The organism is Burkholderia seminalis DSM 23518, assembly GCF_902832885.1.
Classification (GTDB): domain Bacteria; phylum Pseudomonadota; class Gammaproteobacteria; order Burkholderiales; family Burkholderiaceae; genus Burkholderia; species Burkholderia seminalis.
On sequence record NZ_CADFDK010000002.1, the window covers coordinates 287,512 to 307,745 of the forward strand.

Annotated in this window: 16 protein-coding genes; 8 read left to right on the plus strand and 8 right to left on the minus strand. The window is 65.8% G+C overall.

Features of this window, described 5'->3' with window-relative positions:
- Nucleotides 1-104: 104 nt before the first annotated feature.
- From HWX00_RS07730 to motA, 4 genes are all read right to left on the minus strand, one after another.
- Entirely contained in the window at nt 105-1,322 is a 1,218-nt protein-coding gene (locus tag HWX00_RS07730; protein WP_175027060.1) for a S1 family peptidase, read from the minus strand.
- Nucleotides 1,323-1,350: 28 nt separating this feature from the next.
- Nucleotides 1,351-2,805: a hypothetical protein gene (locus tag HWX00_RS07735; protein ID WP_175027061.1), complete on the minus strand. Its 1,455-nt coding sequence runs from the start codon at nt 2,803-2,805 to the stop codon at nt 1,351-1,353.
- A gap of 407 nt (nt 2,806-3,212) precedes the next feature.
- Nucleotides 3,213-4,148 carry a flagellar motor protein MotB gene (gene motB / locus HWX00_RS07740; RefSeq protein WP_034188509.1) on the minus strand — a complete coding sequence of 312 codons (936 nt, stop codon included), beginning with the start codon at nt 4,146-4,148 and terminating at the stop codon, nt 3,213-3,215.
- A gap of 27 nt (nt 4,149-4,175) precedes the next feature.
- The gene (gene motA / locus HWX00_RS07745; RefSeq protein ID WP_034188508.1) at nt 4,176-5,045 is read right to left on the minus strand and encodes a flagellar motor stator protein MotA; all 870 of its coding nucleotides are present in this window, start codon (nt 5,043-5,045) and stop codon (nt 4,176-4,178) included.
- Between the two features lie 350 nt (nt 5,046-5,395).
- On the opposite strand from motA, the gene HWX00_RS07750 reads away from it, so the two are divergent.
- A complete protein-coding gene (locus tag HWX00_RS07750; protein WP_279612806.1) occupies nt 5,396-6,322 on the plus strand; it encodes a patatin-like phospholipase family protein in 927 nt (308 codons plus the stop codon).
- A 141-nt stretch (nt 6,323-6,463) separates the two neighbouring features.
- Here the strand turns inward: HWX00_RS07750 and HWX00_RS07755 are convergent, their stop codons facing one another.
- The 3 genes from HWX00_RS07755 to HWX00_RS07765 all read right to left on the minus strand — a co-directional run bounded on the left by HWX00_RS07755 (nt 6,464) and on the right by HWX00_RS07765 (nt 9,976).
- On the minus strand, nt 6,464-7,945 hold the full coding sequence (locus HWX00_RS07755) for an aldehyde dehydrogenase family protein (protein WP_124608148.1): 1,482 nt from the start codon (nt 7,943-7,945) through the stop codon (nt 6,464-6,466).
- 22 nt (nt 7,946-7,967) lie between these two features.
- On the minus strand, nt 7,968-8,918 hold the full coding sequence (gene speB / locus HWX00_RS07760; protein ID WP_034188505.1) for an agmatinase: 951 nt from the start codon (nt 8,916-8,918) through the stop codon (nt 7,968-7,970).
- 173 nt (nt 8,919-9,091) lie between these two features.
- Nucleotides 9,092-9,976, minus strand: a complete 885-nt coding sequence (locus HWX00_RS07765) for a helix-turn-helix transcriptional regulator (protein ID WP_034188504.1) — start codon at nt 9,974-9,976, stop codon at nt 9,092-9,094.
- Between the two features lie 198 nt (nt 9,977-10,174).
- Here HWX00_RS07765 and HWX00_RS07770 point away from each other — a divergent pair, with 198 nt between their 5' ends.
- The 4 genes from HWX00_RS07770 (at nt 10,175) to HWX00_RS07785 (ending at nt 14,407) form a co-directional block, all read left to right on the plus strand.
- Entirely contained in the window at nt 10,175-10,519 is a 345-nt protein-coding gene (locus tag HWX00_RS07770) for a cupin domain-containing protein (protein WP_006484551.1), read from the plus strand.
- An 85-nt stretch (nt 10,520-10,604) separates the two neighbouring features.
- Entirely contained in the window at nt 10,605-12,077 is a 1,473-nt protein-coding gene (locus HWX00_RS07775) for an NAD(P)/FAD-dependent oxidoreductase (RefSeq protein WP_124608147.1), read from the plus strand.
- Nucleotides 12,078-12,164: 87 nt separating this feature from the next.
- Nucleotides 12,165-13,355 (plus strand): MFS transporter, encoded by a 1,191-nt coding sequence (locus HWX00_RS07780; RefSeq protein WP_124608146.1) that lies wholly within the window; start codon nt 12,165-12,167, stop codon nt 13,353-13,355.
- Between the two features lie 131 nt (nt 13,356-13,486).
- The gene (locus HWX00_RS07785) at nt 13,487-14,407 is read left to right on the plus strand and encodes a LysR family transcriptional regulator (RefSeq protein WP_034188501.1); all 921 of its coding nucleotides are present in this window, start codon (nt 13,487-13,489) and stop codon (nt 14,405-14,407) included.
- Between the two features lie 15 nt (nt 14,408-14,422).
- On the opposite strand, the gene HWX00_RS07790 is transcribed toward HWX00_RS07785, so the two are convergent.
- Nucleotides 14,423-15,253, minus strand: coding sequence for a helix-turn-helix transcriptional regulator (locus HWX00_RS07790; RefSeq protein WP_034188500.1), 831 nt, complete (start codon nt 15,251-15,253; stop codon nt 14,423-14,425).
- Nucleotides 15,254-15,490: 237 nt separating this feature from the next.
- Between HWX00_RS07790 and HWX00_RS07795 the strand changes: the two genes are divergently transcribed.
- The 3 genes from HWX00_RS07795 (at nt 15,491) to HWX00_RS07805 (ending at nt 20,213) form a co-directional block, all read left to right on the plus strand.
- Nucleotides 15,491-17,215 carry an amidohydrolase gene (locus HWX00_RS07795; RefSeq protein WP_034188499.1) on the plus strand — a complete coding sequence of 575 codons (1,725 nt, stop codon included), beginning with the start codon at nt 15,491-15,493 and terminating at the stop codon, nt 17,213-17,215.
- Nucleotides 17,216-17,428: 213 nt separating this feature from the next.
- On the plus strand, nt 17,429-18,544 hold the full coding sequence (locus HWX00_RS07800) for a polyamine ABC transporter substrate-binding protein (RefSeq protein WP_034188498.1): 1,116 nt from the start codon (nt 17,429-17,431) through the stop codon (nt 18,542-18,544).
- Nucleotides 18,545-18,641: 97 nt separating this feature from the next.
- The gene (locus HWX00_RS07805) at nt 18,642-20,213 is read left to right on the plus strand and encodes a DUF3138 family protein (protein WP_175027062.1); all 1,572 of its coding nucleotides are present in this window, start codon (nt 18,642-18,644) and stop codon (nt 20,211-20,213) included.
- The last annotated feature ends 21 nt before the right edge of the window (nt 20,214-20,234 follow it).

Here is a 20,234-nt window from a genome sequence, read left to right on the forward strand (position 1 = left end):
ATCAATGGCGGGGCCGACTGATAATGCACCGCTGAAGCTGCTGAGAGCCAGGAGACGTGTTCGAGCGACGCGTGAATCGAGAAAGCGGAAGACTTCGGTGTTGATTAGCGCGTTCCGTCGGTGAGGGATTTCAGTTGTGTATCGATCCAGGACCGGATAGCACCGTCGAGGCGAACGTAAATTCCACCGTCACCACAAGCAGCCAAGCCGGGTGTTTCGATCGCCCGCGAAGTAATGGCAGCCAGAACAAAAGTTTTGGCGCCGGTGATCGCGTCTTTGCTTTCTACAAACAGAGGGCCGCCGCTGTCGCCGTTGCATGTATCCCTGCCAAGCAAGGGGTGTCCCGCAACCAGTTCGAAATGGGCATTACAACCGTAATAGGACGTGTCGCTTGCGCGGCCGCTTGGTCCTTGAACGACACCGGTGCAATCCGGCGACGCGACCGGAAGATCAACCATCATCTTGCGACCGGTGACATTGTCTTCCGTACGCCCGAAGCCGACGGCTCGCAGCGTCGTCGCATTATTAATTTCAGCTGGCACGGCGATCCTGGTCGGTTCGATCCCATCCGGAAAAGCATTCTCCATGAAGACGAGGCCAACATCGGCCATGGTCGCTCGCGGTGAGCCGCACGTTTTCATGACAGCCGTGGACTTGACTCTATATTCGTCACCATTGCCGAGCATATCGGCTCCGACGAACACAGATTCAGTTGCGCCGTCACATATGCAGTGCTGCGCGGTCAGGACAGCGCTTTTGCCGATCACAACGCCGGTGCATAGTCCTTTACCCGTGAGGGCGACCGTATTCACGAATTGTTTGGTTGGGAGCCCGCCGTAGACGCGATCGCGAGATTCGCTTAGCAAGACTAGGAGATTGCGGGTGAATCGTGGATCGCTATCGGTTTTGGTTGGTAGGCGGGGGGGTATCGGTCGCTCTCCACCGTCGACGGGAGTGCCCCCGACGATATCGACGATCGACGAGTGCAACTGCTGCGCGGTTGCTTCCGACAAGTCTTTTGAGTTGTTCCGGAGGTAGCTGGAAATTTCGTTCATCGCTTTGGGTGACGACAGAATACTCGTCGGATAGGCAAGCGCTAGTGCCTTACGAAGCTCAGTGGTGAAGGTTGGTGTTCCCTTTTTTGCGAGTATGGACGCATAAGCGTTCGCCGCGCTTGCTGCCTTTTGCTGTGCGTCGACAAACCCTTGGCCGACAATCGGTGTTTGAACGATTTCCTTGTTGTCGTCGGCGCGGCATGTATTGATAGCGGAAAATATTGTCAGGACGATGTATACAGTTGGAATAACGTGTCTCACGTTCATGAGTAATATCCCCGGATATCTATTGCAATTAGCCTATTTCTGGATCGGGAACAGGGAGCCCCGCCTTGCGATACGCATCGTTGCGGCTGATCTTGGCTTTGAGTAATCCGATTCTCGCTGTCGTAACTTCGGAGCGCGGCGCATTAGCAGCCAAAAGCTCATCTAGTGAGTCTTGCGCACCTTGAACTGCCAGATCGGCGAGCATGACCCCTTGCGCGTTTTGCCGAGCGATATCTTGGGCAGTCTGGCGAGCCTTTTCCTGTTCCGACGGAAGCAGCGACTTGGCGGAGGTTTTGAGCGTTTCCTTGGAGTCGTCGATGGCCTTCGCGAATACTTTTGCCCACTCGGCGCCATGACGAGTTTCCGTCAAGGTTACGTTGGAGAGAAACAAACCGACAGGTGTACGTTTGTCGGTCAGATTGCACCCAGTTAGACGGTTGTCGGCCGTCACGCGGTAGTTCGGGCAGATTTGAGCCGCCCATGCTACTGATTCCCGACTGATCAGGGCGTTGTCTGTCGCGATGTCGAGACGAGCGCTTTCTGCTGCAAGATCGTGAATACATCTTTCATCGTAGTATTTATGATCGGCCGGAAGGGTCTTGTTCTTGCTCTGAATATCGGTGCAATATTTGCGCAGTATTTGCTGTACTTCAGGTCGAGAGAACTCGTCGGGCCGGGGTTCCGGTTTGGCGCGTCTCGATTGCCAGTCGGCATCGAGGATGGTGGCGGCCATGATTTCCCGCGCAGCCTTTTTTTCACGTTGCTTGCGTTCCGCTGTGATATCGGGAAACGACGATGGAAGCGATATTGGGCCGCTGACGAGTCGGCTGAGCGCTGCTGCGCCGAGTTTTCCGTCAGGACCAGGCGACTCGACGGTCATGGTGAATGTCGCAGATGCGAACGGAGCGGACGACGAAAACTGAGTCAGTGACACCGAAACGTTGTAGTCACGTTTTGAAGCAGAAAAGATAGAACGGCTTTCCACTCTGAGACTTTCTACATAAATTGGCTGTAGTCGATACACGCCTTTGTCGTTGTCGCTGTTAATTAATTTTGCTTCGAACCTGAAGTAAGGGGTTTGCAAGCCGGCCAGATCTCCAACGGCCCAGATGCCGAATTCGGGGGCACTTTTCGAGCCCTCAAAGACACCTCGAACGACCACAAGACATCGAATTTTTTTTGATGAATACAGTCCACCAGTTACATCGATCTCGTAAAGGTGGTCATCGATACTTGCAGAACTGGTTTCCGCTTTGTCGCTCACCGCCTTCGTAAGGGCCGCACTGGCATAATCGATACTGGCACCAATGGCATAGGGGATGAGCGCAGCCGCGATTGGAAATATGCGATTACCTGTGTCGCTGACGCGCGGTTCACTTGGACAATGTTCCATCCAAGTGACACGGGTTTGGAGCCCTTGCGCACATGCGAGCGGACATAGGAGCATTGCGGCCAGAGCGACCGTCAGTTTTTTGATGAACATGGCTACCCCCGAACGCGCCCATTTTGTATATAGCTGATTTGAATTTCTTTGTCATCGTGCAGTTTGAGTGATAGGTGATGGTTGCCGCGGATGCAAGCAACAATAGTGACTGCGGATAGCAGGAAACGTCGATGAGATTGATCAGATGATTGAGATCGTGCTGAGAGTTATCCAGTTGCGTCGATATGTCGAAGACGTTCTGTTCTCAAATGCGGGCTCCACGAGGGTGCAGGCGAATCCAGCGTCGAGAGTGAGGCGAGATATCGGGGCTACTGAATACAAGCAATATTTGGGCTGACCCGCATCACTTCAAAAAAGACGACACCGTGCCGCAAGGCAGGGTGTCGTCAACGGCCTGAACGGCCGCGCTCATCGGTTGACCGTCGCCGGCTGCGGCCGCGCGCGCGTCACGGGCGGACGGCAGGCACGATGCCGGGCGTCTCGCCGACGGTCGTGCGGCCACCGTCGCGAAAGAACGCCTGCTCGGCGGCATTGTTCATGACGAGGATGCTGATGCGGCGATTGGTCGGCTCGTCCGACACGTTCCGGTCGAGCGGCAGCACATCCGCGAGCCCGCGCACCTGCAGCAGCTTCGCTTCCCGCAACCCGCCGGCGACCAGCGCGCGCCGCGCGGCGTTCGCGCGATCGCTGGACAACTCCCAGTTCGAATAGCCGGTCGGGCCGCCGGGATAGGGCGTCGAATCGGTATGGCCGGCGATCGACACGCGGTTGTCGACCTCGTCGAGCGCCGCGCCGACTTGCGCGAGGATCGCGGTCGCATAGCTTTCGGGTTGCGAACTGCCCGACGCGAACATCGGCCGCTTGAGCGAATCGACGATCTCGATGCGCAGGCCCTCGTGGGTGATCGCGATCCGGATCTGGTCCTGGTAGGCGCGCAACGACGGACTCCGTGCGATCGCCGCGGTCAGCTTTGCCTTCAGGCGCTCGAGTTTTTGCGTATCGGCGTTGTCGGCGACGGCTGCGGGCGAGCTGGCCGGCACCGGTTGCGCTTTCGTGTCGATGGCCGGCGCGGGGTCCGACAGGTCGCGGCCGCCACCCTGCACGACGCTCGGGCGCGGCGCCTGGGCGTCTTTCCCGCCGGACAGGAGCGTCGACAGCGGCGTATTGAAGTAGTCCTCGATCCCTTGTTTGTCGTACTTCGAGACGGAGCCGAGCAGCCACATCAGCAGGAAGAACGCCATCATCGCCGTGACGAAATCGGCGTACGCGATTTTCCATGCACCGCCGTGGTGGGCGTCATGGTCGCCGCCTTTCTTGCGGCGCACGACGACGCGCGATGCCGAGGCGGGCTGCTTCGACGAACTGGAGCGATGGTCGGCCATGGCGTGTTCCGTTTCCTCGCGTATCCGTTATGCCGCCTTGGGCGACTTGGTCGCGCGGACGGCGTCGTCGAGTTCCTTGAAGCTCGGGCGATCGGCGGTGAACAGCACCTTGCGGCCGAACTCCACCGCAACCGACGGCGCGTAGCCGCTCATCGACGCGAGCAGCACGGCCTTCACGCACTGGAACGGCTTGGCCGCGGCACGGCCTTTCGCGTTGAGCAGATCCGCGAGCGGACCGATGAAGCCATAGGAGAGCAGGATGCCGAGGAAGGTGCCGACGAGCGCGCCGGCGATCATCTTGCCGAGCACGGCGGGCGGCGCGCCGACCGAGCCCATCGTATGCACGACACCCATCACCGCGGCGACGATGCCGAACGCCGGCAGGCCATCGGCCATCTTCTGGATGGCGTTGGCCGCGACCGACGCCTCCGCATGATGCGTATGCAGTTCCTCGTCCATCAGGTCCTGCATCTCCAGCACGTTCACGTTGCCGCTCGACATCATCCGCAGGTAATCGACGATGAAGTCGAGCAGGTGATGGTCGGCGAGCACATGCGAATATTTCTGGAACAGCGGGCTTTGTTCGGGCGCATCGACATCGGCCTCGAGCGCCATCATGCCGTCCTTGCGCGCCTTGTGCAGCAGCTCGTACAGCAGCGCGATCAGTTCGACGTACTGTTGTTTCGTATAGCCGCCGCCCTTGAAGCAGGTCGGCAGGGTCTTGATGGTCTTCTTCAGCGTCGTGACGGGATTGCTGACGACGAACGCGCCCAGCGCGGCGCCGAAAATGCACAGCAGCTCGAACGGCTGCAGCAAGGCAGGCAAATGGCCGCCCACGCCGACAAAACTGCCGATCACCGACCCGATCACGACGATCCATCCGATGGCTACAAACATGATTACCTCGTCCGCGACGTGCGCTGCTGGTTCCGTTGTCGATAAGCGGGCGGGACAGCCCGGCTGTCTCGCTCCATGCCCGCGACGCGATGCCGGTCGGCGGGTGTTGATGCAATAACGGCGCGCGTCGCGGCGGCTGAACCCGTGATTCCACGCATCCCGCGCGATTCGTGCCTGGCACACGTTTGCGGGCGCCGAAGCGCGCGATTTTGTTGATCGAGGTCAAAAAGTACGTGGCGATCGCGCGAGTTTCCGAGTGGAGGCGACCCGGAAACGTCGGCAGCCGAACGGCCTGGCCCGCACGCCGGCAGGGTTTTCATCAGGACATCCAACGCGCCGCACGATCCATCATGGAGAAAGCGCTGTCGCAGCCAACCGCAGGAGGGTGCCCCGTGAATTCCGATTCCACGCCTTCGACCGCCTTCGTGTTCGCCGGCGGCGGCAGTCTGGGCGCGATCGAGGTCGGCATGCTCCGTGAGCTGATCGCGAGCGGCGAACGGCCCGATTGCGTCGTCGGCGCGTCGGCGGGCGCGATCAATGCCGCCTATTTCGGGGGCCGGCCGGACAGGGACGGCGTCGCGATGCTCGCCGCGCTGTGGTGCAGCATCCGCCGCCAGGACATCATGCCGTTCTCGATGCGCGGCATCGTCGCGATGCTGCTGCGCAACCGGCCCCATCTGGTCGAGGCCGACGCGCTGCGCCTGCTGCTGGAAAAGAACCTGCCGTACCGGCGGATCGAGCAGGCCGCGCTGCCGCTGCACATCGTCGCGACCGACGTGCTGAGCGGTCGCGAAGTCGTGCTGTCCGCCGGCCCGGTCGTGGATGCCGTGCAGGCCAGCGCGGCGATTCCCGGCGTGTTTCCGTCGGTCCGCATCGGCGGCGTGGAACTGGTCGACGGCGGCGTCGCGAACAATACGCCGATCTCCGTCGCGATCGCGCTCGGCGTCAAGCGGATCGTCGTGCTGCCGGCCGGGTTCGCCTGTGCGTTGCGCGTGCCGCCGCGCAGCGCGATCGCGCATGCGACGCACGCGCTGACGCTCGTGATCGCGCGGCAACTGGTGCGCGATCTGGAGCTGTACGCGGCCCGCGCGCACATCCATGTCGTGCCGCCGCTCTGCCCGCTCGAGGTGTCGTCATACGATTACTCGAAGTGCGCGCAACTGATCGACGCGGCGGCGCAACGCACGCGCGCGTGGATCGATGCCGGCGGGCTCGCGCAATGTGCGATTCCCGACCCGCTGCGCGAGCACGATCACGCCGCGGCGCTGTCGCATTGAGGCGCGCTCGCGCGCCGCTCGAACGCGTGACCGGCGCACGCGGGCCGCCGGTCCTCTGCCTGGAAATCCGACGTGTACCTGAAAAAAGCGGCACCGTGCCATCCGCCACGGTGCCGCCAACGGCCTGAACGGCCGCACGGGTCAGTCGATCGCGCGCATCGCGTGGCGCAGTTCCTGATAGCTGCGCAGCCCGGTGACGCCGAGTTCGCGGCCGATCCCGCTGAGCCCGAAGCCGCCCCAGCACACGTGCGGGTAGATCAGCTGCGGCGCATTGATCCACACGAGCCCCGCCCGCACGCGCTGCTGGAATTGCTTCGCGACGTCGGCATCGCGCGTGACGACGGTCGCGACGAGCCCGTAACGCGTGTCGTTCGCGAGTGCGATCGCTTCGTCGTCGGTGCGGAACGATTTCACGCAGGCGACGGGGCCGAATATTTCGTCGGTCCACAACGGGTTGTCGGCGGCCGGCTCGGCGATCACGACGGGCGCCATGAAAAAGCCTTCGCCGCCGGCCTCCGCGACCCGTCCGCTGAACGCAATGCGTGCGCCCGCGTCGATGCCCTGCTGGAGCATCGCTTCGACGCGCGCACGCTGTGCGGCCGAGATCAGCGGCCCCATCGCGACCTGTTCGTCGGTCGGCGGCGCGACGACGAGTGCGCGCACGGCCGTCTCGAACGCGGTCATGAAGCGGCGGTAGAGGCTGTCGTGCACGAGAATGCGCGCGGTGGCCGAGCACATCTGGCCCGCGTTCGTGAACGCGCCCGCAATCGCGAGCGGTACCGCGACGTCGAGATCCGCATCGTCGCGGACGATCAGCGACGACTTGCCGCCGAGTTCGAGCGTCACGCGCTTCATGTCTTCGGCCGCGGCCCGCATCACCTTGCGGCCGGCCGCCGTGCTGCCGGTAAACGAGATCTTGTGGATCAGCGGATGCGCGGTCAGTGCCGCGCCGACCTCGGCGCCGCCGTTCACGACGTTGACGACGCCGGCCGGCACGCCGGCTTCGGCGACGATGTCGAGCAGCGCGTGCTCGGTCGGCGACGTGAGTTCGGACGGCTTCAGCACGACCGCGCAGCCGGCCGCGAGCGCGGGCGCGAGCTTCCACGCGGTCGTGACCATCGGGAAGTTCCACGGCATCACCAGGGCGGCGACGCCGACCGCGTCGTGGAACCGCTCGGCCGTGACGGCGTCGCTCGGCAGTGCGACGGGCTCGGCCGCGAACAGCGCTCGGTCTTCGCACAGCTTCGCGTAGTACGCGAACGTCGCGGCGACGTCGCCGACGTCGGCGTCGGCCTCGAACGGCGGCTTGCCGCTGACCTGCATCTGCAGCGCGGCCAGCCGGTCGCGTGCGGCTTCGACGCGCTCGGCGATCGTCGCGAGCACGCGGCCGCGCGCGGCGGGCGGCGTGTCGCGCCAGCCGGCGAAGGCGTCGCGCGCGGCGCGCACCGCGGCGTCGACGTGCGCGGGCGTCGCGAATTCCTGCCAGCCGATCGCGTCGCCGGTCGATGCGTTGAAGATCGGCGCGCCGGCCGTATCGGAATGCGTGCGGACTGGCTGGCCGGCGATGCGCGCGGCGGGCAGCACGAACGCGGGTGCGGAACGGGAAAGTTCGGCGGTGGACATGGGCGTCATCCTGTCGGTCGGGTTAGCGGTAGGCGACGCCCGGCATCACGCAGAGCATCTCGAACGCGAGGTTCGCGCCCGTGAGCGCGGTGGTGCCGGCCGGATCGTACGGCGGCGACACTTCGACGAGGTCCGCGCCGACGATGTTCAGGCCCTTCATCCCGCGCACGATTTCGAGTCCCTGCTGAATGGTGAGGCCGCCGATTTCCGGCGTGCCGGTGCCGGGCGCGAACGACGGGTCGAGCCCGTCGATGTCGAAGCTCAGGTAGACCGGCGTGTCGCCGACGCGTTCGCGCACCTGCGCCATCAGCGGCACGAGCGACTTGTTCCAGCATTCTTCCGCCTGCACGACGGTGAAGCCCTGCTCGCGGCACCAGTCGAAATCGTCCGCGTGGTAGCCGGTGCCGCGCAGGCCGATCTGCGTGACCTTGTCGCATTGCAGCAGTCCGTCTTCCACCGCGCGGCGGAACGGCGTGCCGTGCGCGATCTTCTCGCCGAACATCGTGTCGTTCACGTCCGCATGCGCATCGATATGCACGACGGCAACCTTGCCGTACTTTTTATGCAGCGCGCGCAGGATCGGCCATGCGATCGTGTGGTCGCCGCCGAGCGTGATCGGCCGGCAGCCGTTCGCGACGATCTCGTCGTAGGCCTCCTCGATGCGGCGCACCGAGTCCTTCAGGTCGTACGGGTTGGTCGCGACGTCGCCGATGTCGGCCACCTGCAGCGAATCGAACGGCGCCGCGCGCGTGGCCATGTTGTACGGGCGCAGCAGCACGGATTCGGTGCGGATCTGGCGCGGGCCGAAGCGCGAGCCCGAGCGGTTCGACGTGCCGAGGTCGAGCGGCACGCCGACGAAGCACACGTCGAGGCCGTCGGTCGTCGCGGCCTGCGGCAGCCGCATCATCGTGGCGATGCCGCCAAAACGCGGCATGTCGTTGCCGCCCATCGGTTGATTGAGTTCGCGGGGCATGGGGCCGTCTCCTTTTTCCAGGGTAAAGCGATCGGCCGATGGTAGAGGAGAACGCCTGCGCGAAGATTTTGAAGTCGCAACGTTTACATCGACGGGTCTCGATGCGAGTGGCGCCGCCGCATCGACGCCGCGCAACCGAAGGCGGCCGCGCGGCCGGCGCGGGCGGCGGGCGGTCAGCGGGAGAGGACGGGCGGCGTGGCGGCGTCGTGCGATCCGGCGGAAGGGAACGCGGTGGTGGCCGAGCCCCACGCGGCGAGTTCGCGTTTGGTCCGCACGCCGAGCTTCGCGAACGCGCGCTTCACGTACGACTCGGCCGACGCGACGCGCACGCCGAGGATGCCGGCGGTCTCGGGCACGGTCTTGCCGGAGAGCAGGTGCTTGCAGGTTTCGTATTCGCGTTTCGACAGCTTCACGCCGTCGGCGGCGATGCGCGCGTCGAACTGCGCGAGCGGATGGATCTCCGGTGTCGGATGCGCGACGCGCCGCACGGCGGTGGTCGACGCGTGGAGTTCGAGCAAGGGGAACAGCACGTCGCTGATGCCGCGGAAGCGGTTCATCTCGGCGAGCGTGAACGGCGGCCGGTCGCGGCCGCGCTCCAGCGCGATCGAGTGCTGCGAATAGCGCGTGCCGCGCGCGAGCACGCATTCGTGGCCGATCTGCACGTCGTCGAACAGCCGCTGACGGAATTCGCCGGGCGGGATCGCCGCGATGTCGCGCACGACGAGCATCGTGCCCGTCTTGCCGCGCAACCCGGCGAACAGCGGGTCGCTGTCGAGAAAGCGCTCGTAGTAGAGCGTCATCACGTCGGAGATTTCATGAGGGGCGGTGCCGATGCCGCTGCTGCCGATCCATTCGCATCGGTAGCCGGTGGGCATCGTGCCGTCGACGCGCGAGCGTTCGACGTGCGCGACGTCGAGCGGCACGACGTCGTTCAGCAGTTGCGTGAGGCGCGGCACGAAGTGAGGCGTGCCGACCGTCTCGATCAGCTCGCCCAGCGCCTTGAACGACACGTTGAAGCGGTCGTTGTCGCGGTGGAAGGGGTTCACGTTGAGCAGCATGCGGTTCCCCGGTGAAAAGCGGCGCGATTGTAGCGTCGGCAACGGAAAACGTCATTAGGGGGAAACACCGTCGGTTGTCCTGCCGACCTGCCCGCCCCCGCAAAACATCGCTTGTCCCCCCTGAAGGGGGGCATACCGGGGCAGTGTAAATGAGTAACTTTGTCTCTGCTTTTTTCAATCAAGAGACGAAAGATTCCGATGACCAAACTGATCAAGGACATCCTGCCGCTGGGCGCAGGCGTGGGCGAATTCACGAAGCTCGACTTCGGGATGGACGAAAGCGACTGGCGCGCGGCCGAAGGCAAGAGCGGCAACTACATCGTCGGCTGGTGGGAAGGCAAGGCCGGCTCGGTGGAGTTTCCGGAAACCGCGGCCGACGAAGCGGTGTGGCTCGTCGAGGGCCGGATCGCGCTGACCGACGTCGAAGGCAACCGCAAGGAATTCACGCCGGGCCAGGGTTACCTGCTGCCGGCCGGCTTCGCGGGCCGCTGGGAGACGATCGAGGACGCGAAGAAGTTCTACGTGCTGCTCGAACAGTCGTGATGTCCGAAGCCGCCGCCGGGGTGTCGTCGTCCGTGTGACGCGCATCCGGCGGCGGTTTCGTTTTTCGCGTGTGATGGCTGGGATCATGGAAATGGAAGTCAACGAAGCAAAACAGACCGCGCCGGTGCAGGCGCCGCGTGGCACGCCGGTCGCACCGGTCGCACCGGTCGCGCTGGGCGTCGAGGCGGCGCTCGCGAATACCAGGCTGTTCCCGTACTGGCTCGACAACCCGGCCGCGCCGGCCACCGAGCCGGAACTCGTCGGCGACGTGACGGCCGACCTGCTGATCGTCGGCGGCGGCTTCACGGGGCTGTGGTCGGCCGTGCAGGCGAAGGAACAGATGCCGCACCTGAACGTGGTGCTGATCGAGGCGGGCAAGGTCGCGCACGGCGCATCGGGCCGAGCGGGCGGGATCATCTCGACGTCGGTGATGCACGGGCTGCCGAATGCGGTGCGCGTGTTCCCGAACGACATCGCGGAACTCGAGGCGTTCGGCCATCACAACCTCGATGGCTTCGAGGAAACGCTGAAGCGCTACGACATCGACGCCGACATCGAGTGGAACGGCGAGATGACGGTGGCGGTCGATCCCGAGCACCTTGCGCACCTGAAGGGCGACTACGACCTGCATCGCGAGTACGGCCACGACGTCGTGCTGCTGAACCGCGAGGAAACGCTCGAACAACTGAATTCGCCGCTGTTCGCGGGCGCGCTGTGGTCGCGCAACCGCAGCGGCATCGTGCATCCGGCGAAGCTCGCGTGGGGGCTGAAGCGCGCGGCGCTGTCGCTCGGCGTGAAACTGTACGAGCACACGCCGCTGACGACCGTGACCGACGAAGGCGGCACGGTGTTCGTGACGACGCCGAAGGGCAGCGTGCGCGCGCCGCGTGTCGTGTTCGGCAGCGGCACCGCGAAGGTCGGGATTCCGGACATCAACCGCCGCGTGATGCAGGTGCGCGATCACGTGCTCGCCACCGAGCCGCTGACCGACGAGCAGCTCGCGCGGATCGGCTGGAAGAATCGCCAGGGCGTGTACGACACGCGCACGCAGCTCAACTATTTCCGGCTGACGAAGCACAACAACATCATCTTCGGCGGCCTCGTCAGCTATCACTTCGACGGCGATCCGGAGCCGCACCAGGACGGCCGGCGCGAAACGTACTACCGGCTCGCGGAAGCGTTCTACCGCACGTTCCCGCAACTGAGCGACGTGCGTTTCTCGCACGCATGGGGCGGCCCGATCGATTATTGCTCGCGCGGCTCGGTGTTCGCGAAACGCTATCTCGGCGGCAAGGCCGTGTTCGTCGCCGGCTATACGGGTTTCGGCGTCGCGGCGAGCCGGTTCGGCGCGTTCATGGGGCTGAACATCCTGTTCGACCGCGACAGCCCCGAGCGCAAGCTCGACATCGCGAACCAGAGCCCGAGCTACATCCCGCCGGAGCCGATGCGCTGGGTCGCCGCGAAGATCACGTTCCACGCGTTCGACGGCGCGGATGCCGAAGGCGGCTGGAAGCGCGCGTGGATCAGCGGCCTCAAGGCGATGGGCTTCCCGATGTAAGCGACACGGCGGCCCGGGCCGGGCCGCCGCCATATCCAACTCCCCCGAGGAGACGGTCCGCGCCGCGGACACGGAGAGAGACATCGCATGAACGTTGTGAATCTGCAGGATGAAGCGCGGCAGGAAAGCGCGTTGTTCGTCGTCGTGATGCTGCTGCTCGGCATCCTCGGACCGACGGTTTTCCTCGGCCTGCCGGCGATCGTCGGACAGGTCGAGCGCCATTGGGGCTTCGGCGAAGCGGCGCTCGGGCTGTCGAGTTTCATCGAGGTGCTCGGCGAATCGACGGGTACGCTGCTCGTCGCGTTCGTGCTCGGCCGCCAGCCGGTCCGGCTCGTGCTCGCGGGCGCGGTGACGCTCGCGGCCGGCGCGAACCTCGGCACGCTCGCGACGCACGGGCTCGTCGCCTATTCGACGCTGCAGTTCATCGCGGGCGTCGGCTCGGGCGGGCTGAACGGGATCGCGCTGCGCTACCTGTCGTATTCGCGCGCGCCGGAGCGCAATCTCGGGATCATGCTGATGGGGCAGGTGATGTGGAGCATGGTGCTGCTTGCGTATGTCTTCCCGATGCTGAGCGGCATGTGGGGCGCGCGCGGCGTGTTCTGTTTCGTCGCGTGCGTGCTCGGCATGTTCGTGCTCGCGACACCGCTGTTCCGCCGCGGCGAGACGATGGCCGCGCCGACGCCGGTCGGGGTTGCCGGCCGCATCGACCGCCAGGGCGCGATGCTCGTGCTGTGCGCGCAGCTCGCGCTGTACGGCGGCGTGGGCGTCGTATGGACCTTCCTCGAGAAGATCGGCACCGATGCGGGCCTGAGCGGCAAGTCGGTGTCGCTCGTGCTCGGCATCGCGAACGTCGCGAGCCTCGTGATCTGCGCGGCGATGCCGAAGCTCGGTGCGGGCGCGGGCCTGCGTCGCTGGACGCTCGTGAACCTCGGCGGCTGCGCGGTCGCGGCCGTGCTGCTCGCGATGCCGGCATCGGTCGCGACGTTCACGCTCGGCGCGATCGTGTTCATCGGCTGCTGGACCGGCGGCGCGCTGCTGATCTACGCGACGATTCCGCAGTACGACCTGATCGGCCAGTCGGCCGCGCTGTCGCCGGGCTGCGTCGCGTTCGGCTATGGAGTGGGCTCGGTCGCGGGCGGGTCGCTGATCGAGCGCGCGGGCACGCAGTCGGCATTGATCGCGGCGATCGCGCTGTGCGCGGCGGCGTTCCTCTGCTACGGGCGGCTGCGGCCGGCCGTGTTCGGCATCGCGCGCCCGCTCGCGGCGGTATCGGAGTGACAGGGTTGCGACGCGCGCCGCTGCCGATGGCGGCGCGCGTCCCGTTCGGTTCATCGGCGAAGGCGGCGGGCGGGGCGCGCGAGGCGCGCCGTGCCGGCCGGGCAACGCGCGTACGCGCAGCGGCTTGACGCATGTTTTCGAATACCACCGATCTCGATCTCCGGCTCATCCGGGTCTTTCTGGCCGTCGTCGACGCACGCGGCATCACGGCTGCCGAGGCGTCGCTCGGCGTGCGGCAGTCGACCATCAGCACGCAGCTGTCGGCGCTCGAGGCGCGCGTCGGCTTCAAGCTGTGCGATCGCGGGCGCGGCGGCTTTCGGCTGACGTCGAAGGGCGAACGCTTCGCGGCCACGGCGCGTACGCTCGTCGCGGCGACCTCCGAATTCGTCGCGCGCGTGCGCGACATCGACCGCAAGCTGGTCGGCACGCTGTCGATCGGCCTGATCGGCCAGGCGCCGCTCGTCGAGAACGCGCGGGTGGCCGACGCGATCGGCGCGTTCCGCCAGCGCGACCAGGCCGTCACGTTCTCGATGAAGGTCGCCTCGCCGCAGGAGCTCGAGGAAAGCCTCGTCAACAACCAGCTCGATCTCGCGATCGGCTATTTCTGGCATCGCGTGCCGGGCCTGCTCTATACGCCGCTGTTCACCGAGCAGCAGGTGATCTATTGCGGGCGCGGGCATCCGCTGTTCCATGCGTCGCGGCCCGTGACGGCGGACGATCTGCAGCTTCACGACTGGGTGTGGCGTACCTACCCGGTGCCGGAGGAGCAGTATCCGTTGCCGGAGCGCCGCGTGACCGCGAGCGCGGACAGCATCGAGGCCGCGACCATTCTGATCCTGTCGGGCGGCCATCTCGGCTATCTGCCCGCGCACTACGCGGAGCCGTTCGAACAGCGCGGGCTCGTGAAGGCCGTCGGCCGTGCGACGTTCAGCTTCGACGTGCCGCTGCATCTCGCGATGAAGCGCAGCACGAGCGACAAGCCGATCGTCGACGCGTTCTGCGAGGACTTGCTGCGCGCCTTCAACATCAAGGCGGCCGCGCTGGCCGCGTAAATCCGGGCCGCGCGCTCAGCAGTCGACGAGCGTCCAGTCGAACAGCTCGCGGCGCGTGCGCACGCCGAGCTTCGCGAACGCGCGCTTTACGTACGACTCGGCCGTCGACAGCTTCACGTCCAACTGCTGCGCGGCCTCGGGCACCGAGCGCCCGCACAGCATCAGCCGGCAGATCTCGTGCTCGCGGCGCGACAACTGCACGTCCTGGCGTTCGAGGCGCGCGTCGAAGCTCGCCTGCGATCCGACGTTCACCGATACCGTTGCCACGCGCCGCGCCGCGCAGGTACGCGCATGCAGCTCGAACATCGGGAACAGCAGATCGACCATCTGCCGGAAATGGAACAGCTCGTCCGTCGTGAACGCGGCCCGCCCGACTGCGCGCGCGAGCCCGAGCGCGTACTGCAGGTGCGCGGTGCCGTGCACGAGCAGGCATTCCTGCGCGATGCCGGGTTCGTCGAAGATGCGCCGGCGGAACTCGCCCTGCGCGATGCCGTCGACATGGCGCTGCACGAGCAGCGTGCCGGCCTTGCCGCGCAGCGGCGCGACCAGCGGGTCGGTCTGGCAATAGTGCTGGTAGTAAATGTCCATCACGCGCAGCGTATCGGCCGCGACACGCAGGCTGCCGCTGCCGAGCCATTCGACGACGAAGCCCGACGTGCTGCCCGCGTCCGCGCGCCAGCGTTCGAGGTGCACGGCGTCGGCGTGGATGCTGTCGTTGACGAACGCGGTGACCGCGCCGACGAAATCCGGCGTGCCGACCGCACGCAGCGTCGCGCCGAGCGTGTCGGGGCGCACGCCGATCAGGTAGTGGCCGCGGGCGGCGGGGTCGGGCTGGAGCAGTCGCATGGTCGGGTGCAGGCGGTCAGGGGACAGCGCGACGTTACGCGAACGCCGCGCGTGCGTCAGCCGGGTATTCACCGGTCAACCCCGCGGATTTCGCGCGTTGTCCCCAAAACGACGACAAGACCGGGTACGCGGTGGCGTGAATTCGCCGAAGCCCCCGCGGCGGGGGGGCATACCGGTGTGAATCGTCTGTCTATAGTGAAAGCACTTCGAAAACCTGATGACCACCGAGGACAGGCAATGCAGATTCAACCGACGCAGGTCGCCGCGACGCCGGCGGATTTCGTTCTGACCAACGCGAAGGTCTACACCGTCGATCCGCACCGGCCGTGGGCGCAGGCCGTTGCCGTGCGCGACGGCCGGATCGTCCACGTCGGCGACGTGGCGGCCGTGCAGGCGTACGTCGGTGCGCGGACGAAGGTCGTCGACGCGGCCGGCCGGCTCGTGCTGCCGGGCTTCGTCGAGTCGCACTGGCACTTCGAGACGACCGCGTTCGCGTTCCAGGCGTTCGTGAATCACGAGGATCCGCAGAAGGTGCTGGGCGCGCTGCGTGCCTACGTCGAATCGCATCCGGACGAGCCGGCGATCACCGGGATGGGCTGGGTGCAGGCGACGATCCCGCCAGCCATGCTGCGCAAGGAGACGCTCGACGCGATCTGCGCGGATCGCCCGGTGTGCCTGCTGTCGACGGATTTCCATTCGATGTGGGTGAACTCGAAGGCGCTGGAGATCGCCGGTATCGACGCGTCGACGCCGCCCGTGCAGGCAGGCGCGAGCTGGTTCGAGAAGGACGCGGTGACGGGCGAGCCGACCGGCCTGATCGTCGACGGCGCCGCGTATTCGTTGCTGATGCAGCGGATCAGCGCGGCCGGCCTGCTGCCGACCGGCATCGACCTGTACCTGAAATCGATTCCGCCGTGGCAGAAGAAGCTGTGCGCGGCCGGCGTGACGACCGTGTTCGATGCCGGCTTCTTCGACGCGAGCGGCGACCAGTCGCTGCTGTACGAGACGCTGCAGACGATGGAGCGCGCGGGCGACCTGAAGCTGCGCGTGGTGGGCAGCGTCGCGGTGATCGGCGAGATCGACGATCCGGTCGGCACGCTCGTCCGGTATCGCGAGCAGTACGATTCGCCGCTCGTGAAGGCGCGCGCGCTGAAGCTGTTCCTCGACGGCACCGAGGCGAACCACACCGCCTACCTGCTCGAACCGTACGCGGATCGCCCCGACACCTGCGGCGCGCCGACGATGCCGGCCGACACGTTCAACCGCTATCTGGTCGAAGCCGATCGCGCGAACGCGAACGTGATGGTCCATTGCGTCGGCGACGCGGCGGTGCGAATGGCGCTCGACGGCTTCGACGAGGTCAACCGCGCGAACCCGCCGCGCGACCGCCGCCACGTGATCACGCACGCGTTTCTCACGCATCCGGACGACATCCCGCGCTTTCGCCGCGCGGGCGTGATGGCGAACACGCAGTTGCAGTGGGGCGTGGTCGACGCGTACACCGAGCAGCTGCGCGACCACTACGGCCACGCACGCTGGAGCAACATGTACAAGTTCCGCACGTTCCTCGACGCAGGCGTGACGGTGTCGATCGGCATGGACGGCCTCGCGTGCCAGTGCCGCTGCCAGCACAAGCCGCTCGAGCACATCGAGTCGGGCCACACGCGCCAGCTCGCGGGCGAACCCGATGCGCCGGTGTTTCCGGACATCGCCGAGCGCCTGAGCATTCCGCAGCTGATCGCCGCGTACACGATCCACGGCGCGTACCAGCTCGGGATGGAGCACGAGGTCGGCTCGCTGACACCCGGCAAGCGCGCGGATCTCGTCGTGCTCGAGAACGACCTGTTCGAGGTCGGCCAATACGACATCGGCCGCATCGACGTCGGGCTGACGATGATGGGCGGCCGCATCACGCACGTGGGCAACGATTTCGGGGCACGCACGGGTATCCAGGCGTCCTGACCGGGCATCCCGGCTGACGACGCGGTGACGCCGGCTTTCAGGCGGCTTCCGTTTTCGCGGGCCGCCGCATCCCGGCCGGAACCGGATGCGCCGATTGTGACGCGTGTCCCCCTATTGGCAGGGCAGACCGGCCAATTTCCTCTGGCTACATTTTCCCGGACCGAAGCAACCACCGCTCGCCGGGAGCGGATCACGATACCGACGGAGGAAAACATGGCAGGGGAGTGGAAACGGCATCTGGGGACGGCATGCGCGGCGCTCGCGCTGGGCGGGTTCGCGTGGGCCGGCACGCCCGTCGCGCACGCGGCGGACGTCGTCAACGTGTACAACTGGGGCAACTCGATCGGCAAGGCGACGATCGCGAACTTCGAGAAGGCGACCGGCATCAAGGTCGTCTACCAGGAGTTCGATTCGAACGAGACGCTGCAGGCGAAGCTGCTGTCGGGCACGTCGGGCTACGACGTCGTCGTGCCGTCCGACATCTTCTGGGCGCGGCAGCTGCAGGCCGGCATCTACCGCAAGATCGACCGGAGCCAGGTGCCGAACTACGGGCTGCTCGATCCGGAAATCATGAAGGTGCTGGCGAAGGACGATCCGGGCAACCAGTTCGGCATTCCGTGGACGTGGGGCACCGACGGGCTCGGGATGAACGTCGAGAAGGTGAAGGCCGCGCTCGGCAACGATGCGCCGCTCGACAGCTGGTCGCTGCTGTTCGATCCGAAGGTCGTGCAGAAGCTGAAGCACTGCGGCGTGTCGGTGCTCGATTCGCCGGTCGATGCGTTCGGGATGGCGTTCGTGTACCTGAAGAAGGATCCGAACACGACGAACCCGGCCGACTACCAGGCCGCCTATGAGCTGCTGAAGACGGTGCGGCCGTACATCACGCAGTTCAACTCGAGCAGCTACATCAACGATCTTGCGGGCGGCGACATCTGCCTCGCGCTCGGCTGGTCGGGCGACGTGAACTCCGCGCGGATCGCGGCCGCTTCCGCGAAGAAGTCGTATCACATCAAGTACGTGATTCCGACCGAGGGCAGCGCGATGTGGTTCGACATGATGGCGATTCCGAAGGATGCGCCGCATCCGGACGCCGCACTGAAGTTCGTGAACTTCGTGCTGTCGGAGCAGGAGAGCGCGAACCTGACCAACGACACGTCGTATCCGTCGGCCGTGCCGTCGTCGAGGCATCTCGTGCGCGCCGAAGTGACGAGCGACCCGGCCGTGTTCCCGCCCGCCGACGTGATCCGCCGGCTGAGCCTCAGCAAGCCGGTTCCGCCCGAGCTGATGCGTCTGCAGAACCGTCTCTGGACGAAGCTGAAGACCGAGTAAGCCGGCCGCCGCCTCCCGCACTCCCGCATACCTTTCGCGCGCCCCGCCGCTGATCGCGGCGGGCGGGGGCGCGCTCGTCCCGACGACCACCCAGAACATGAAGATCAAACACATGACGGCGCTGTGCCTGCTCGCATTCGAAGCGGCTTCGGCGATGGCGCACACGGCGCCGCAGGCGCCCGACGCGAGCAGGATGAAGGCGCTGCAGGCGCAGGTCACCGCGCTGCAGCAGCAGGTGAACGAGCTGCGCGCGAGCATGCTGGCGGCGCAGCCTGCCGGCGCCGCACCAACGGCCCATGCCGCCTCGGGCGGCGTGAAGATCGGTTCGATCAGCACGGCGGCGGCAGCCGATTCCGCGCCTGCCTTCACGAACGACGACCTGCAGCAGATGCGCGAGCAGATCGCGAATGCATCGCTGAAGGTCGACTCGCTGCAGGAAGCCGCGACGACCGGCCCGCTCGCGGGCCTGAGCATCACCGGCTACGTCGATCCCGTGTACCTGTTCAACCGCGCGCAGCGTACGTCGGGCTTCCAGTTCCTGAACCACGACCCGGGCGCGTACGATTACTACAACAGCACGATCGGCGACGTCTATCTCGACATCAAGAAGACCTTCGGCGTCGGCCCGATGGCGCCGTCCGCGGAGATCGTGATCCAGCCGAACCGCGGCTTCGGCAACGTGTTCGGCAATTCGCACGGCGGCGTCGGCAACAACATCGTCACGCAGGCGCAGGTCAACGTGCCGCTCACCACGACGCGCACGTTCGAGATCGGCATGATGCCGAGCCTCGCGGGTTACGAAGTGCAGCCGTCGAACCAGATGCTCACGCTCACGCACGGGCTGCTGTACGACTTCAGCGAGCCGGGCAACCTGATCGGCATCGGGCTGAAGGGGTCCAACGCGGCGATGACGCGCTTCTGGCAGGTCGTGATCGGCAACGAGGTGCTGCGTACGGCCGGTGCGATCGCGAACGCGGCGAACAACACGACCAAGACCAACTGGACGCCGACGATCACCGCGCGCTTCGACAACGCGACGTCGACGGCCTTCGACTTCGGGATCTCCGGGATGCTCGGCCGGCAGTCGCTGTTCTCGCCGTGCGCGGTGGCGGGCGGCTACGGCTACCAGTGCAACGGCGCGTCGCCGACCGGCTTCTACAAGTACGTGGAAGCCGACATGACCTATACGCACGACAAGACACAGGTCAACGCGCAGGTCGACTACGGCGAGCTGCAGAAGGGCGCATGGAACGGCGGCACGGCCCGCTGGTACGGGATGTCGCTGCTCGGCCATACGAAGTGGACGACGTCGTGGGTCGGCCGCATGGGCGCGACGCTGCGCTTCGACTACCTGAACAACACGTCGAACGGCGGCGGCGGCACGAACATCCAGTACGGGCTCGCGGGCGGCAACCCGTCGGTGAACGGCACGAGCGGCTTCGGCATCGATCCGGCGTGCTTCCAGGGCTCGGCGACCAACGGCACCGAATGCAAGGGCGCGCGGCGTTATGCGATCACGGCGGACCTGTTGTTCTATCCGACGCAGCAGATCACCGTGAAGGTCGAATACCGCCACGACGCGGCGAACCATCCGGTGTTCCTGAAGAGCAACGGCACGTACGCGCGCAGCAACGACCTCGCCGGGATGCAGTTCATCTACTCGTTCTGACGGCCGGCGCGTGCCGATTTG